Annotated in this window: 14 protein-coding genes; 1 reads left to right on the top strand and 13 read right to left on the bottom strand. The window is 65.8% G+C overall.

Annotated elements, in window-relative coordinates:
* Nucleotides 1–6: 6 nt before the first annotated feature.
* Together VJ673_RS16970 and VJ673_RS16965 are read right to left on the bottom strand one after the other, a co-directional pair.
* Nucleotides 7–1,632, bottom strand: a complete 1,626-nt coding sequence (locus tag VJ673_RS16970) for a patatin-like phospholipase family protein (RefSeq protein WP_324127334.1) — start codon at nucleotides 1,630–1,632, stop codon at nucleotides 7–9.
* A gap of 154 nt (nucleotides 1,633–1,786) precedes the next feature.
* Entirely contained in the window at nucleotides 1,787–2,938 is a 1,152-nt protein-coding gene (locus VJ673_RS16965) for an aminotransferase-like domain-containing protein (protein ID WP_324127333.1), read from the bottom strand.
* A gap of 70 nt (nucleotides 2,939–3,008) precedes the next feature.
* On the opposite strand from VJ673_RS16965, the gene VJ673_RS16960 reads away from it, so the two are divergent.
* Nucleotides 3,009–3,464, top strand: a complete 456-nt coding sequence (locus VJ673_RS16960) for a MarR family winged helix-turn-helix transcriptional regulator (protein ID WP_324127332.1) — start codon at nucleotides 3,009–3,011, stop codon at nucleotides 3,462–3,464.
* 11 nt (nucleotides 3,465–3,475) lie between these two features.
* On the opposite strand, the gene VJ673_RS16955 is transcribed toward VJ673_RS16960, so the two are convergent.
* From VJ673_RS16955 to VJ673_RS16905, 11 genes are all read right to left on the bottom strand, one after another.
* Nucleotides 3,476–3,958, bottom strand: a complete 483-nt coding sequence (locus VJ673_RS16955; protein ID WP_324127331.1) for a glutathione peroxidase — start codon at nucleotides 3,956–3,958, stop codon at nucleotides 3,476–3,478.
* Between the two features lie 26 nt (nucleotides 3,959–3,984).
* A complete protein-coding gene (locus VJ673_RS16950) occupies nucleotides 3,985–4,353 on the bottom strand; it encodes a YajD family HNH nuclease (RefSeq protein WP_324127330.1) in 369 nt (122 codons plus the stop codon).
* 32 nt (nucleotides 4,354–4,385) lie between these two features.
* Nucleotides 4,386–4,988 carry an NAD(P)H:quinone oxidoreductase gene (wrbA, locus tag VJ673_RS16945; protein WP_324127329.1) on the bottom strand — a complete coding sequence of 201 codons (603 nt, stop codon included), beginning with the start codon at nucleotides 4,986–4,988 and terminating at the stop codon, nucleotides 4,386–4,388.
* A gap of 151 nt (nucleotides 4,989–5,139) precedes the next feature.
* Complete coding sequence (locus VJ673_RS16940) at nucleotides 5,140–7,047, bottom strand: diguanylate cyclase (RefSeq protein WP_324127328.1); 1,908 nt, start codon at nucleotides 7,045–7,047, stop codon at nucleotides 5,140–5,142.
* A 122-nt stretch (nucleotides 7,048–7,169) separates the two neighbouring features.
* Nucleotides 7,170–7,319 (bottom strand): periplasmic nitrate reductase, NapE protein, encoded by a 150-nt coding sequence (napE, locus tag VJ673_RS16935; protein ID WP_324127327.1) that lies wholly within the window; start codon nucleotides 7,317–7,319, stop codon nucleotides 7,170–7,172.
* A 1-nt stretch (nucleotide 7,320) separates the two neighbouring features.
* On the bottom strand, nucleotides 7,321–7,926 hold the full coding sequence (locus VJ673_RS16930) for a NapC/NirT family cytochrome c (protein WP_324127326.1): 606 nt from the start codon (nucleotides 7,924–7,926) through the stop codon (nucleotides 7,321–7,323).
* A 12-nt stretch (nucleotides 7,927–7,938) separates the two neighbouring features.
* Nucleotides 7,939–8,616, bottom strand: coding sequence for a nitrate reductase cytochrome c-type subunit (locus tag VJ673_RS16925; protein WP_324127325.1), 678 nt, complete (start codon nucleotides 8,614–8,616; stop codon nucleotides 7,939–7,941).
* 21 nt (nucleotides 8,617–8,637) lie between these two features.
* Nucleotides 8,638–11,127: a periplasmic nitrate reductase subunit alpha gene (gene napA / locus VJ673_RS16920; protein ID WP_324127324.1), complete on the bottom strand. Its 2,490-nt coding sequence runs from the start codon at nucleotides 11,125–11,127 to the stop codon at nucleotides 8,638–8,640.
* Entirely contained in the window at nucleotides 11,114–11,377 is a 264-nt protein-coding gene (locus VJ673_RS16915) for a chaperone NapD (protein WP_324127323.1), read from the bottom strand. Before VJ673_RS16915 ends, napA begins: the two co-directional genes overlap by 14 nt.
* A gap of 105 nt (nucleotides 11,378–11,482) precedes the next feature.
* The gene (locus VJ673_RS16910) at nucleotides 11,483–12,130 is read right to left on the bottom strand and encodes a response regulator transcription factor (protein WP_324127322.1); all 648 of its coding nucleotides are present in this window, start codon (nucleotides 12,128–12,130) and stop codon (nucleotides 11,483–11,485) included.
* Nucleotides 12,114–13,499 carry a histidine kinase gene (locus tag VJ673_RS16905; RefSeq protein ID WP_324127321.1) on the bottom strand — a complete coding sequence of 462 codons (1,386 nt, stop codon included), beginning with the start codon at nucleotides 13,497–13,499 and terminating at the stop codon, nucleotides 12,114–12,116. Before VJ673_RS16905 ends, VJ673_RS16910 begins: the two co-directional genes overlap by 17 nt.
* Between the last annotated feature and the right edge of the window lie 5 nt (nucleotides 13,500–13,504).

Genomic DNA, 13,504 nt, shown 5'->3' with positions numbered 1-13,504 from the left:
CGGCCTCTATGGGTTGCGGAGGATCCTTCGCACCTCGTCCCAGTCGTCCTGAAGTCGCGTGCGAGTCTCCAGACGCAGCTTGCCGCAGGCCTTGCGTGCATCCGTGTCCGCGGCACGTCCAAAGATCGCCGGTACGGCGCAGGCGATCGCCTCGCGATCGGTCAGCCCGGTACGCGAATCGACATCGTTGCTGAGCTTGAAACTCGTTGTTATCCGGTTGAGCTGCCTGAGCAGGCAGCTCGGGCTTGCGCAGCCTTCCGCGACGTCGGGCGTGGCCGAGAATTGCACGTGCACGAATTTGAGCTTGTCGGAGATGTCCTTGTTGATCTTCGCCCAACGAGCCGGATCAGTGGCACATTCGCGCACTTCGAGATCGTGGAAGAAGTTGGTGCAGTAGTCCTGTGCAATCTTCTTCGTGCCGCCGGGAGCGAAGGGAAACAGATCGCCGCGCCGGAACTGATCGAGCAGCCGCTCGCGATTGGCCTGGAGGAGCGAATCCGTGGCATCGAGGAAATTGGAGTCGACGATGAAATCCGTCGACGAGCGCGGATCGGGTTGGGTGGGATCCGCCCCGGGCGACTGGACGAAGGAGTCGACGAGGACGACGATCACCCGGCGGTAAGCCAGGTGGGGGTGGTCCCCGTCGCGATCTTCGAGCGCCTCCCAGATCACACGGCGCAGGCTCGTGAGACCGAGGTTGTCCGAATTACCGCCATCGAAAACATGCAGGTAACGAGGTGGGGGCTCGACCATGCCCTGAGCTTCGCTCATGCAGGTATTGTGGTAGTCCCTCAGGGTCATGAAATTGAAGGCGCCAGGGAAAGTCGCCGAGGCCATCACGCCGCGAGCCACGGAGTACTTTTCGATGTCCGAGCAGATGCGGCGGAAGTCCTCGTCCGTGAAGGTGAAGGCTTCGCCGAAGCGGATCAGTCCGTCGTCAAGCGCTGTTCCCGAGGTGGCGTTGAGGATCAGGTTCGGCCGCAGCGGATTGAGTTCGGCGATCGACAGGTCGTCGCCGAAGAGATTGTTGGCGAAGGTCTGCGCCATGATGTCGGTGCGGTCGTAATACGTGAACCAGAATCGAGCGGCATTGACCGGATTGAACCAGTTCATGATCCAGCGGCGCAGGTAATCGCGCGGCATCAATTCCTCGACGGCCTCGGCGTTCCAGACCTTTTTCGAATGACCGGCGCAGGCCTCGCCAGGGTCGTGCGAGACCGCGTAAAAGGCGCCCGCAAGCCCGCCACCCGATACTGTCGAAATGGCGTCCACCTCGTGCAGGAGGTCCGTCTGGATGCCATTCACCTCGGCTTTCTGACGCTCCATTTCGAGCATGGTCAAGGCCGAGAAGTACGCGGCGCGCGATCCGCCGCCGGACAGCGCCAGCAACACCAGCACCTGCGATTGGCGCTTCGGGTTGGTCGGCGGCTTGGAGACGGTGTCGCATCCGTTTGCGCGGCGCTCCGATCGGAGTCTGAAGCTCGCCTGGGACGGAGCAGCTGCCGGCGGATGTGGGTCGTGCGCTGTCGGCGTCAGCTTCTCGTTTGTATACGCCCCGTCGGAGATCAAGGCGCATGCGGACAGTGCCAGTGTCGCGACGAGCAGCAGGACCCGGTTGAGCAGGATTGCCATGTTTGCCTCCGCAAAATGGCTGCCGCCCTCCCATAGGCACGATCGAAGCGATCGAAGCGATCCCTTGTTATCTGGCGACGCTGACTACGGCAGTATTTCCATACTGGTTATGAAGGGTAGTAATCCGAATGTCCTTATTCAAGGTTGATCGGCTTCAAGAGGCGGCGCGCACCAGCGCCGCGAGCCTCTCCAGTCCTTCTTCCGCCTGCGCTTCGGTCGCGTGGCTGAAGTTCAGCCGCAATTGCCCGCTCGCGCCCGCGTCCACCGGGAAGAAGGGCTCGCCCGGCATGAACGCGACGTTGGCCTCGATCGCCTTCGGCAGCAGCTCGCGCGTGTCGATGCGGCGATTGAGCGTCAGCCAGAAGAAGAGGCCTCCGGGCGGCGTCTCCCAGGTCGCGATGTCGCCGAAGTGACGGCGCAGCGCGGCTTCGAAGGCGTCACGGCGGGCACGATAGGCTGCAGCGAGGGTCTGCACCGTGGCTGGACGCTGCGGATCGTTGAGTTGCTGCAGCACCAGCCACTGGCTCATCCGGTTGCTGTGTAGGTCGGCGGCCTGCTTGAGCCGCGTCAGGAAGGGCAGCAGTTCGGGCGACGCGACGAGATAGCCGAGCCGCAGTCCCGGCGCGAGGCTCTTCGAGAACGAGCCCTGGTAGATCCACGGGGCCTTGCGCAGCTGCGCGCACACGGGCGTGCGTTCGCAGTCGTCGTAGACGAGGTCGCGATAGGGATCGTCTTCGAAGAACGGCACGCCGGTCGTGTCGCAGGCTTCGGCGAGCGCCGCACGCTCGTGGGCGTCGAGGCAGCGACCGCTCGGGTTCTGGAAGGTCGGGATCGCGTAGGCGAACGCGGGTTTCCCTTCGCGGAAGGCCTGGGCGTCGGCCTTGCGCGCGTCGTAGGGCAGGAAGTTCGCGCCGAAGAAGCGAAAGACCTGCAGCGCCGCGAGATAGGTCGGCGATTCGACCGCGACCTTGGTGCCCGGGTCGATGAAGAGCTTCGCGACGAGGTCGATGCCCTGCTGTGAACCGGAGAGGATCAGCACTTGCTCGGGCTTGCATGGCAGTCCCGTCTTGCCCAGCTCCTCGGCGATGCGCCGCCGCAGTTCCGCTTCGCCTTCGCTTGCGCCGTACTGCAGTACGTCCTGCGGCATCTCCGCGAGACTGAACTGCGGAAAACGATCGGGCGCGGGCAGGCCGCCGGCGAACGAGATCATTCCCGGCCGATCGATCACGGACAGGATGTCGCGGATCGGCGAGGCGTGCAGATCGTGGGTGCGCGAGGAGAAGCGGGGAGCGGGGGAGGAAGCCATGGGCGGATCACCTTACGTCAAGAATATTGACCTATGGACAAGATACTGCCCGGCCTCCTAGTATGTCAATATGGTTGACCAAAAACATCCCGATGCTTCGCGACACCGCGAAGCGGCCCTGCGCGAGGCGATCGAGCAGCTTTACTTCGGCTACCGCGCCTTCACGACGCCGCCGGATCGCATCCTCGAGCAGCGTGGCCTGGGGCGCGTGCATCACCGCATCCTCTACTTCGTCGGCCGCAATCCGCATATCTCGGTCAACGCGCTGCTGGCGATGCTGAACGTCACCAAGCAAGCGCTCAACGCCCCGTTGCGCCAGCTCGTCGAGATGGCGCTCGTCGCCATGGAAGCGGCCGAGCACGACCGGCGCGTGCGGCAACTGACGCTGACCCCGGAGGGCCGCAAGCTGGAGGCGCAGTTGACGGGCACGCAGATGAAGCAGCTACAGGCGGTGTTCGAACAGGCGGGTGCGGAGGCCGAGGCCGGCTGGCATCGCGTGATGGCTGGCCTGGCGGGACAGCGCTGAGGGCGTGTGCGTCAGAGCCGCGCTTCGATCTCCCCGGTGATCGACTCGGGCGTCGTGCGCGGGGCGAAGCGTTCGACGCGGGTGCCGCTGCGGTCCACCAGGAATTTCGTGAAATTCCACTTGATCGCTTCGGTGCCCAGCACGCCTTTCGCGTGCTTCTTCAGCCATGTGTAAAGGGGATGGGTCTTCTCGCCATTGACGTCGATCTTGGCGAACATCGGGAAGCTCACCTCGTAGTTCTTCGCGCAGAAGCCGGCGATCTGTTCCGCGTTGCCCGGCTCCTGAGCGCCGAACTGGTTGCACGGAAAGCCCAGCACGACGAAGCCGCGGTCGCGGTAGGTTTCGTAGAGCTTTTCGAGGCCGGCGTACTGCGGCGTGAAGCCGCACTCGCTGGCGGTGTTGACGATGAGCAGCACCTTGCCGGCGTATTCGCCGAGTTTGAAGGCGCCGCCCGTGAGACGCTCGACCTCGAAGTCGTACAGCGGGGTGTCCATGGGGTTTCTCTCGGATTGGGGATGGGCTAGTTCTTCTTGTTGGACAGCAGCGACTTGAGGTTGGCGAAAGGCGTGTGGGTGGCTCCGGTCGGGGCGGTATCCGCGACACTTCCTCCTGCCTGCGCCTCGAGCTCGCGCTGGTGCTCATTATCGTGGCAATAGACGCACAACAACTCCCAGTTGCTGCCGTCGGGCGGGTTGTTGTCGTGATTGTGGTCACGGTGATGGACGGTCAACTCGCGCAGGTTCGCGTGCGTGAATTCGCGCCCGCAGCGGGTGCAGATCCACGGATAGATCTTCAGCGCCCGCTCGCGGTAACCCTGGTTGCGCTCGTCGGCAGCGCGCCGGGCTTCGGCGACGATGCGATCGAGCTTCACGTGGTCGATGGTTTTCATTGCGCGCTTCCGCCGCTAACAGCGGATTGGGGCTAAGCGGCGGACAATTTGCCGGTGATCGCCGCGACGTGCCGCCCCTGGAAGCGGGCCATCGCGAGTTCCTTCTTGGAGGGCTTGCGCGAGCCGTCGGCCGCGGCGATCGTTGCGGCGCCGAGCGGTGATCCGCCCTTCAGCTCGGAGATGTCGGAGAGTTCCGGGCAGGTGTAGGGCAGGCCGACGATGACCATGCCCTGATGCAGCAGCGTGGTATGGAAGGACTGCACGGTCGTTTCGTTGCCGCCGCCGGTGCCGGTGCTCGTGAACACGCTGCCGACCTTGCCGACCAGCGCCCCTTTCGTCCACAGGCCTCCCGTCTGGTCGAGGAAGTTGCGCATCTGGCTCGCCATGTTGCCGAAGCGGGTGGGCGTGCCGAAGATGATGGCGTCGTAGTCGGGGAGCTCGTTCGGCGTCGCGATGGGCGCCTTCTGGTCGAGCTTGACGCCGGCTTTCTTCGCGACATCCTCGGGCATCAGTTCGGGCACGCGCTTGATCGTCACCTCTGCGCCGTCGACCGAACGTGCGCCTTCGGCAATTGCATCGGCCATCGTTTCGATATGGCCGTAGGACGAGTAGTACAGGACAAGGATCTTGCTCACGGGGATCTCCTGGCTCGATGAATGCGGCCGACGATCGCGCAGCGTCTTGCGGAATGCCGCTGCGCTCGTCCAGCCGTTGATATCGTCCTAGACGACCCGTGCTGCTTGATCAATGCCGCAGTGGTCGGCGCGGCATGCTCAATCGTTTCGATTAGTTGCTGCACGCATAGCAGTTGCGCCCCGCGTGCTTGGCCGAATACATGGCGCGATCGGCGCTTTCGAGCAGCGTCGCTGCGTTCTTGCCGTCCTTCGGGTAGATCGCGATCCCGACACTCGTCGTCACGTGGAAAGGCCGTCCGCGCAGGATCACCGGCGCGCCGAGCGCCGTGACCAGTTTGTCGGCCATGTGCTCGGCGAAATGCGCCGACTGCAAGTTCTCGAGCACGATGACGAACTCGTCGCCACCAATGCGGGCGACCGTGTCGGTGGCCCGTACCGAGGCTTGCAGGCGGCACGCCACGGCTTTCAGGATCTCGTCGCCGGTCGCATGGCCGAACTGGTCGTTGACGGGCTTGAAGCCGTCGAGATCGAGCGTCAGGATCGCCATCGGCTGGCTGCTGCGGGCTGCGCGCTCGATCCCCTGCTCGATGCGGTCGCCGAGCAGCAGACGGTTGGCGAGCCCGGTCAGCGGATCGTGGTGAGCCAGCGATTTGAGCTGGACCTCTTTTTCGCGCAGGCGGGCGTTGGCGTCTTCGAGTTCGCGCGTCCGCGCGGCGACGCGGGCTTCGAGTTGCCGCTCCGATTCACGCAGTGCCTGCACGGTCGCCTCTTCGGCTGCCAGTGCCTCGGCCTGGGCCTGTTCCTTCTCGCGGCGCGTGACGTTGATGCGGTCGGCGAGCGCAAAGGACAGCAGCAGCATTTCGAAGGCCGAGCCGACCTGCATCGCATAGGACGTGAGCGCGTTGGTCGGCAGCCAGCTCAGGTTGCGCATCGCCATCACCGCGACGCCAGCCAGCAGCAGCGTCCAGGCGAGCAGGAAGTAGCGTGCCTCGCGGTGCCCCTGGCGCAGGCAGTGGATCGCCGCGCCGACCGCCGCGAGCGAAAAGGCGAGCCCGGTGATCGAGGTCAGAATCGCGCCGCTGCGATAGGAGACGGCGACGGTCGCGAGCGCACTGATCGCGAAGGCGCTCGCGAGCACCACCATCAGCTTGTCGAGGCGCGGGGCAGTGCGCTGCGTGGCGAGAAAGCGCCGGGCGAAGAGCGCGGCGAAGAAACCGCTGGCGGCGAGGCCGACCGGCAGGGCGACATTGCCCCAGGCGACCCAGGCGGTCCAGATGTACTGGTTGCCCAGGCCGTTGAGCGACAGCTGGCCGACGGCCATGCCGGCGACGAAGAGGACGTAGGTGAGGTAGATGCGGTCGCGGATCGAGACGTACAGCAGCAGGTTGTACAGCATCAGCGCGAGCAGCATGCCGTAGTACACCGACATGCCGGCATAGGCATCTTCGCTGTAGCGCGAAAACGCGGCCGGTTGCCACAGCCTAAGCGGGACCGTCAGCGTGCCGGAGGAGCTGATGCGCAGGTAGTAGGTCCGGGCCTGGCCGTCCGCGAGGAGGAGCGGGAAGACGAAGTTGCGGTTGGCGATCGGGCGGGCGGAGAAGGGCTGGAGGTCGCCGACGACCGATTGCCGGTATCCCCCGTTCTCGGGCGCATACAACTCAACGCGATCCAGCGACGGAAACGCGACTTCGAGCAGCCAGTCATGCGCCTCGATCTCCTCGGCGCGCAGCGTGAATCGGAGCCAGTAGGCGGATGCCGAATAGCCGAAATTGATTTCCGAACCGGAGGGCACAGGAGCAAAGCGATCCGCAGCGGCGGCGCGCACGTCATCCAGCGACAGGCTGCCGCCGCGGTCTTCGAGAAAGTCCACGTGGGACGAGAGCGGCACCATCGAGGTGGCGGCCGATAGGGCGACCGGGGCTGCGGCGACGTTCGCGCGAGCATGCGGACTCAGCAGCAATGCAGCGGCAACGAGCAGAGAGGCGAGGAGACGGAGGACCGCCGGCAGGCCGACGGGCTCGAAGGATGTCTGGGGCGGGGGCGTGCTGTCGATGCTCACGTTGCTGTCGGACTAGGGTTGCGCTGCTTGCGCGGCGGAGGATAACGCAACGGCGTTAACCAAAAAGTGATAAAGGTCCTCCCGAGCCCCCATTCGCTCGCGCGACACGCTTTCTAACGCTTCTACCCCGTCGGCGGCCCCGCGAGCAGCTGGTAGAACCAGACGATGAAGCCGTACCCGGCGACGAAGAGCACCGCGAGCATGGGCGCCATGACGACGGTCAGGAAGAGGAAGCTGCGGGTCTCCTCGGTCTTGCGTTGCTCGTCTTCCATGTCATCCCCCTGCGGGCTGTCCTTCCGGCGTCAGGTCCGGCAAGCGGTGCGCGATGCCCATGTGGCAGTCGACGCAGGTCTTCTCGCCGCGTTCGAGCGAGGTCGAATGCGCATTGACCGCGCGCTTGCTCTGGCGCGTGAAGTCCATGTAGCCGAAGTCGTGGCAGTTGCGGCATTCGCGCGAGTCGTTGGCGCGCAGGCGTGCGAGTTCGCGCGTCGCGAGCTCCTTGCGCTTGGCGAGGAATTTCTCGCGCGTCGAGATGCTGCCGAAGATCTTGCCCCACACTTCCTTCGAGGCCTGCATCTTGCGCGCGATCTTGAAGGTCCAGTTATGCGGCACGTGGCAGTCCGGGCACTTTGCGCGCACGCCGGAGCGGTTGTTGAAGTGGATCGTCTGGCGCAGGTCCTGGTAGACGTTGTCGTACATCTCGTGGCAACTGGTGCAGAACACTTCGGTGTTCGTCGCCTCCAGGATGGTGTTGAAGCCGCCCCAGAAGATGATGCCGGCGATGAAGCCGCCGACCGTGAGAAAGCCGAGGCTGTAGTAGGCGCTCGGCCGGCGGATGGTGCGCCAGTAGCGCTTGAGGAGGTCGATCAGGCTATGCATGAGGCACCGCCGCTACTGTTCGCGAGGCTTCGCCTGCTGCTGCTTGAGCAGCGTGTCCACGTCCTGGAAGGTGTTCGCGACCAGGGGTTTGACTTCGAGCTGCACGACGTGGCACTGCTCGCAGAAGTAGCGTCGCGGCGAGATCTGCGCGAGGAAGTTGCCGCTGCGGTCGGTGTAGTGGGTGATCGAGACGGGTGGCGCCTGGCTTTCCTCGGTGCGGCTGCGGCTGTGGCAGGTGAGGCACTTGTTGGCGTACTTGTCGACCTGGTAGTTGTCGGTCTTGTGCGGGATCGTCGGCGGCTGCATCGCGTAGGAGCGCGTGCGCCGGACGTCCTTGTTCTCGGTGTTGGCGAGCTCGGGTGGGCGCGGCTCCTGCATCAGGCTGGGCGTGCCGCGCAGGGCGTCGACGAGACCGGAGGGGCGGTCGGCGAGGGCCAAAGCCTCCGAGTCCGTGCTCGGGTCGCCGAAATTCGTGGGGCCGCCGGTGGTGCCAGCCGCGCCGGCCAAGGCACCGCTTTCCTTGCCTTCGCTGAGCATCACGTTGCCGGGAGTGGCCTCCGGGCCGCTCGGGGCGGGTGCGGGCGCGGCCTGCGGGGCAGGGGCCGGAGGCGCCGGTGGAGGTTCATCGCGCTTCGAGCACGCCGACAGCAGCGCCGCGAGCAGCAGGGGCGCGAGGATTCTTCTGTCCATGTTCTCGCTCCACGAAGGGTTTCAGGCCTTGACGACTTTGCAGCCGCACTTCTTGAAGTCGGTCTGGAAGGAGATCGGATCGGTCGCGTCGAGGGTGAGCTTGTTGATGAGCTGGCTCGCGTCGAACCACGGCACGAACACGACCCCGGGTGGCGGCTTGTCGCGCCCGCGCGTCTCGACGCGGGTCATCATCTCGCCGCGGCGCGACACCAGCTTCACGGCGCTGCCACGGCGCAGGCCGAGCTTCTTCGCGTCGTCGGGGTGCATGAACACGACCGCGTTCGGGAAGGCGCGATAGAGCTCGGGCACACGTCGCGTCATCGAGCCGGAATGCCAGTGTTCGAGCACGCGCCCGGTCACCAGCCAGAAGGGATATTCCTCGTCCGGCCCTTCCGCGGGCGGCTCGTAGGGGAAGGCGAAGGCGATCGCCTTGCCATCGGGCTGGCCGTAGAACTGGAAGCCGCTGCCGGGCTTGACGTAGGGGTCCATGCCCTCGCGGTAGCGCCAGCGCGTCTCCTTGCCGTCGACGACCGGCCAGCGCAGGCCGCGCACCTGGTGGTAGGTGTCGAAGGGCGCGAGATCGTGGCCGTGGCCGCGGCCGAAGGAGGCGTATTCCTCGAAGAGGCCCTTCTGCGCGTAGAAGCCGAAATGCTTGGCCTCGACGTTGTCGTAGGCGGCATCGAGCTGGGTGTTCGGGAAGGCGTCGACCTGGCCGTTGCGGTACAGCACGTCGAAGAGCGTCTTGCCGCGATAGGCCGGCATCTTGTCGAGCAGCTCGGCCGGCCAGACTTCCTCCATCTTGAAGCGCTTGGAGAATTCCATCAGCTGCCACAGGTCCGAACGCGCGTCGCCCGGCGCCTGTACGAGCTGGTGCCAGAACTGCGTGCGCCGCTCGGCGTTGCCGTAGGCGCCTTCCTTCTCGACCCACATCGCGGTCGGCAGCACGAGGTCGGCGGCCATCGTCGTCACGGTCGGGTAGGCGTCCGAGACGACGATGAAGTTCGCCGGATTGCGATAACCGGGCCAGCCTTCGCCGTTGATGTTCGCCCCCGCCTGCATGTTGTTGTTGCACATCACCCAGTAGGCGTTGAGCTTGCCGTCATGCAGCATGCGGTTTTGCAGAACGGCGTGGAAGCCGGGCTTGTCGGGAACCGTGCCAGCGGGCAGCTTCCAGATCTTTTCCGCCAGTTCCCGGTGCTTGGGGTTCGTGACGACCATGTCCGCCGGCAGCCGGTGCGAGAAGGTGCCGACTTCGCGCGCCGTGCCGCAGGCCGAGGGCTGTCCGGTGAGCGAGAAGGGGCTGTTGCCGGGCTGGGAGATCTTGCCGGTCAAGAGATGCAGGTTGTAGAGCAGGTGGCTGCACCAGACGCCGCGCGTGTGCTGATTGAAGCCCATCGTGAAGAAGGAGACGACCTTGACCTTCGGGTCCGCGTAGAGCTTCGCGAGGGCTTCGAGGCGCTCGGGCGCGACCCCCGACATCTTCGCCGCGTAGGCGAGGTCGAAGGGTTTGACGAAGGCGGCGAATTCTTCGAAGGTCGCGGACTTCGAGCCGCCCGGATCGGCCGCGTTCTTCGCTTTCTGCTGCAGCGGATGGTCGGGGCGCAGCCCGTAGCCGATGTCCGCATTGCCGATGCGGAAATTGACGTGGCGATTGACGAAGTCGGTATTCACGCCCTTGTTCGCGATGATGTAGTTCGCGATGTAGTTGAGGATCGCGAGGTCGGATTGCGGCGTGAAGGTGAGCGCGATGTCGGCGAGGTCGTAGCAGCGGTGCTCGAAGGTCGACAGCACGGCGACCTTGACCTCGGGGTTCGACAGGCGGCGGTCGGTGATGCGGGTCCACAGGATCGGGTGCATCTCGGCCATGTTCGAGCCCCACAGCACGATCGCGTCGGCGTTCTCGATGTCGTCGTAGCAGCCCATCGGCTCGTCCATGCCGAACGTGCGGATGAAGCCGGCGGCGGCACTCGCCATGCAGTGGCGGGCGTTGGGGTCGAGGTTGTTGGAGCGGAAGCCCGCCTTCATCAGCTTCACGGCCGCGTAGCCTTCCCAGACCGTCCATTGGCCCGAGCCGAACATGCCGACCGCGGTCGGGCCCTTGGCTTTCAGGACCTCCTTCCACTTCTGCGCCATGATGTCGAAGGCCTGATCCCAACTGATCGGCGCGAACTCGCCGTTCTTGTCGTACTTGCCGTCCTTCATGCGCAGCAACGGCTGCTTGAGCCGGTCTTCGCCGTACATGATCTTCGACAGGAAGTAGCCCTTGACGCAGTTGACGCCGCGGTTGACCTCCGCCTCCGGGTCGCCGTGGGTCGCCACGACACGCCCGTCCTTGACGGCGACCGCCACGCCGCAACCGGTGCCGCAGAAGCGACAGGGGGCCTTGGACCAGTTGAGCTTGGTCATCTCCCCGCTGGCGAGCGGGGCCTGCGCGGAGGCCGGCAGCGGTACGCCGCCAATCGAGGCGGTCGCGGAAGCGGCCGTCAGCTTGATGAACTCACGTCGATCCATCGCCCATGTCCTCCTCTTCTTCGCAGTGTTGGTAGACGAGCACGGCGGAAAGGACTCCCGCGACGAGCGGGATACGGGCGAGGCGCTCGGAGAGCATCGGCGCGTCGGACGCCTCGAGCGTGACGACAAGCTTGCCGTCCGCACTGGTAGCGTGGACTTCTGCGCCTGGAAGGGAGCTTATGCGCGCGGCGACCGTCTCGGTGTCGAGGGGACGGGCGCGCGCCAGTACACCGGCGACGTGCAGTTCCACCGTGAACTCCTGCCCGACTGATGGCGGAGTCGACCCGCGGACGCCGGCAGAAGTTCAAGCCGAGAGGCGTTCAGGCCGGATTTCCCGTCCGGCTGATTGCTTCGATCAGGCTTCGATCAGCCCCGAACGAACGGCGATCAAGGCCAATTCGGCGGCGTTCGTCGCGTTGAGCTTCTGCTTGATGTGGTAGAGATGCGTTCCGACCGTGCTCGGGCTGAGCTTTTGCGTCGTGGCGACCTCGTTCACCGAGCGGCCTTTCGCGAGTTGCAGGAAGACGGCGAATTCCTTGTCAGTCAGCGCATCGACCGGATCGTTGCTGCCGCCGAACTGCGCGAGCGCGAGCTGGGGAGCGAGCTCAGGGTCGACGTAGCGCTGGCCGCGCGCGACCTGGCCGACGGCACGCACGAGCTCGGTCGGCTGCGCCCGCTTGGAGAGATAGCCGGTCGCGCCGGCTTTCAGCGCGCGCATCGGGATCTGCGCGTCGTCGTGCGCCGACAGCATCAGCACACGGGCGCCGGGATGGTGGGCGAGGAGCCGTTCGAGTGCGCCCAGGCCGCCGACGCCGGGCATCGTCACGTCCATCACGAGCGCGTCCGGGCGATGTTCGGCGAATGCGGTGAGCGCCGCCTCGCCGCAGTCGGCCTCGGCGACGACGGTCGCGCCGGCCCCTTCCAGCAACATGCGAAAGCCCATGCGTACGACCGCATGATCGTCGGCGAGGACAAGACGGATGTTTTCAAGCGTGGAGGCCATGGTTGCTTTCCTCGTGTGACGGGGGGATGGGCAGGCGGGCGCTCACGCGCAGTCCGCCGCCGGCAGGGGTGTCGAGATGAAGCTCGCCGTGCAGTTCGGCCACGCGTTCGCGCATGCCGATCAGCCCGTAACGGGCGGGGCGGGTGTCGGCGGCGAGGCCGCAGCCGTTGTCGCAGATTTCGAGCGCGATCGTGTCGCCTGTAACGTCGAGCCGCACATCGACGTGCGAGGCGCCGGAGTGGCGGGCGACGTTGGTGAGGCTTTCCTGCAGCAGGCGCAACACCGTGATGCCAAGGCCTTCGCCGGTTGCGGTGGCGGTCGGCGTCGTGCGGCAGTTGAGGGCAATCTGCGGGTGGTGGCCGGACCACAGGCGGCAATACTCGGCCACTGCCTGGTCGAGCTGCGAGCTGATGCCTGCGGGCGGGCGCAGCCGCTGGAGGATCGTACGGACGCCGTCCTGCATCTGGCCGGTCATCGCGAGGATGGCCTGAGCGCTGCCATGGATCTGCGGCTGGTCGTCGCAGCGTTGCAGGATCGCGCCGGAGATCGCGCGCACCGCGGTGATCGCCTGGCCGAGCTCGTCGTGCAGTTCGCGGGCGATCACGCGGCGTTCCTCTTCGAGACGGGCCTGCACCGCCCGCCCGAAAGCCTGGTCTTCCTCGAGGCGCAGGTTGTGCGCACGCGTGTCGTCGAGGGTGTCGGCGAGCCGGTTGTAGGTGGTCGCGAGGCAGTCGAGTTCGGCGACGCGGTAGCTGGGCAGACGGGTGTCGAAGCGGCCATCGGCACCGCGCGCCAGGGCCGCGTCGATCTGTGCGAGCGGGGAGAGCGCACGCTGCAATGCGTGGCGGACGGCGATCCCGACGATCAGGATCAGGGCGAGCGCCGAGCCGATCCCCGCGGCTAGATCGTCCCACGCGTCGAGCACCGCGCGCGACGCGTCGGGGCGCAGCACGATCTGGCGGTCGCCGGCGTCGAAGTGACCGACCGGCAGCGGCGGCGTCAGCCAGGCGGCGAACCAGTCGGGTGCGAAGCGGCCAGCCTTGTAGGTCGATTCGGGCGATACATACAGCGACTTGCCGTCGGCGGCGATGACTTCGAGCTGGTTGGCGCGCAGGCGTCCCACGGCGCGTAGGTTGGTCATCAGGCGTGCCGGGCCCTCGGCCGGGTCGCGCAGCGTTTCCGATACCAGCACCGAGATCCACTGTTGGGCGACGTGGCTCGCCGCCAGCACTTCCTCGTGGATGGACTGCCGCGTCTCGTGCATCCACCACGAGCCGCTCGCGACCAGCACGATGGCGAGGAGGCCCGTGAGCACGAGGCTGATGCGGGCCTGCAGGCTGAGCGAGACATTGCGAAGCACGGTCATCATGGTCA

Source organism: Aromatoleum sp., assembly GCF_035254505.1.
In the GTDB taxonomy this organism is placed as follows: domain Bacteria; phylum Pseudomonadota; class Gammaproteobacteria; order Burkholderiales; family Rhodocyclaceae; genus Aromatoleum.
Note: the sequence above shows the minus strand (reverse complement) of the source record. Positions and strands in the feature narration are given on the sequence as shown.

Coding starts and splice junctions, on each gene's coding strand:
- VJ673_RS16970 (WP_324127334.1), bottom strand. CDS start 1,632: ATGGCAATCCTGCTCAACCGGGTCCTGCTGCTCGTCGCGACACTGGCA.
- VJ673_RS16965 (WP_324127333.1), bottom strand. CDS start 2,938: ATGGCTTCCTCCCCCGCTCCCCGCTTCTCCTCGCGCACCCACGATCTG.
- VJ673_RS16960 (WP_324127332.1), top strand. CDS start 3,009: ATGGTTGACCAAAAACATCCCGATGCTTCGCGACACCGCGAAGCGGCC.
- VJ673_RS16955 (WP_324127331.1), bottom strand. CDS start 3,958: ATGGACACCCCGCTGTACGACTTCGAGGTCGAGCGTCTCACGGGCGGC.
- VJ673_RS16950 (WP_324127330.1), bottom strand. CDS start 4,353: ATGAAAACCATCGACCACGTGAAGCTCGATCGCATCGTCGCCGAAGCC.
- napE (WP_324127327.1), bottom strand. CDS start 7,319: ATGGAAGACGAGCAACGCAAGACCGAGGAGACCCGCAGCTTCCTCTTC.
- VJ673_RS16930 (WP_324127326.1), bottom strand. CDS start 7,926: ATGCATAGCCTGATCGACCTCCTCAAGCGCTACTGGCGCACCATCCGC.
- VJ673_RS16925 (WP_324127325.1), bottom strand. CDS start 8,616: ATGGACAGAAGAATCCTCGCGCCCCTGCTGCTCGCGGCGCTGCTGTCG.
- napA (WP_324127324.1), bottom strand. CDS start 11,127: ATGGATCGACGTGAGTTCATCAAGCTGACGGCCGCTTCCGCGACCGCC.
- VJ673_RS16910 (WP_324127322.1), bottom strand. CDS start 12,130: ATGGCCTCCACGCTTGAAAACATCCGTCTTGTCCTCGCCGACGATCAT.
- VJ673_RS16905 (WP_324127321.1), bottom strand. CDS start 13,499: ATGATGACCGTGCTTCGCAATGTCTCGCTCAGCCTGCAGGCCCGCATC.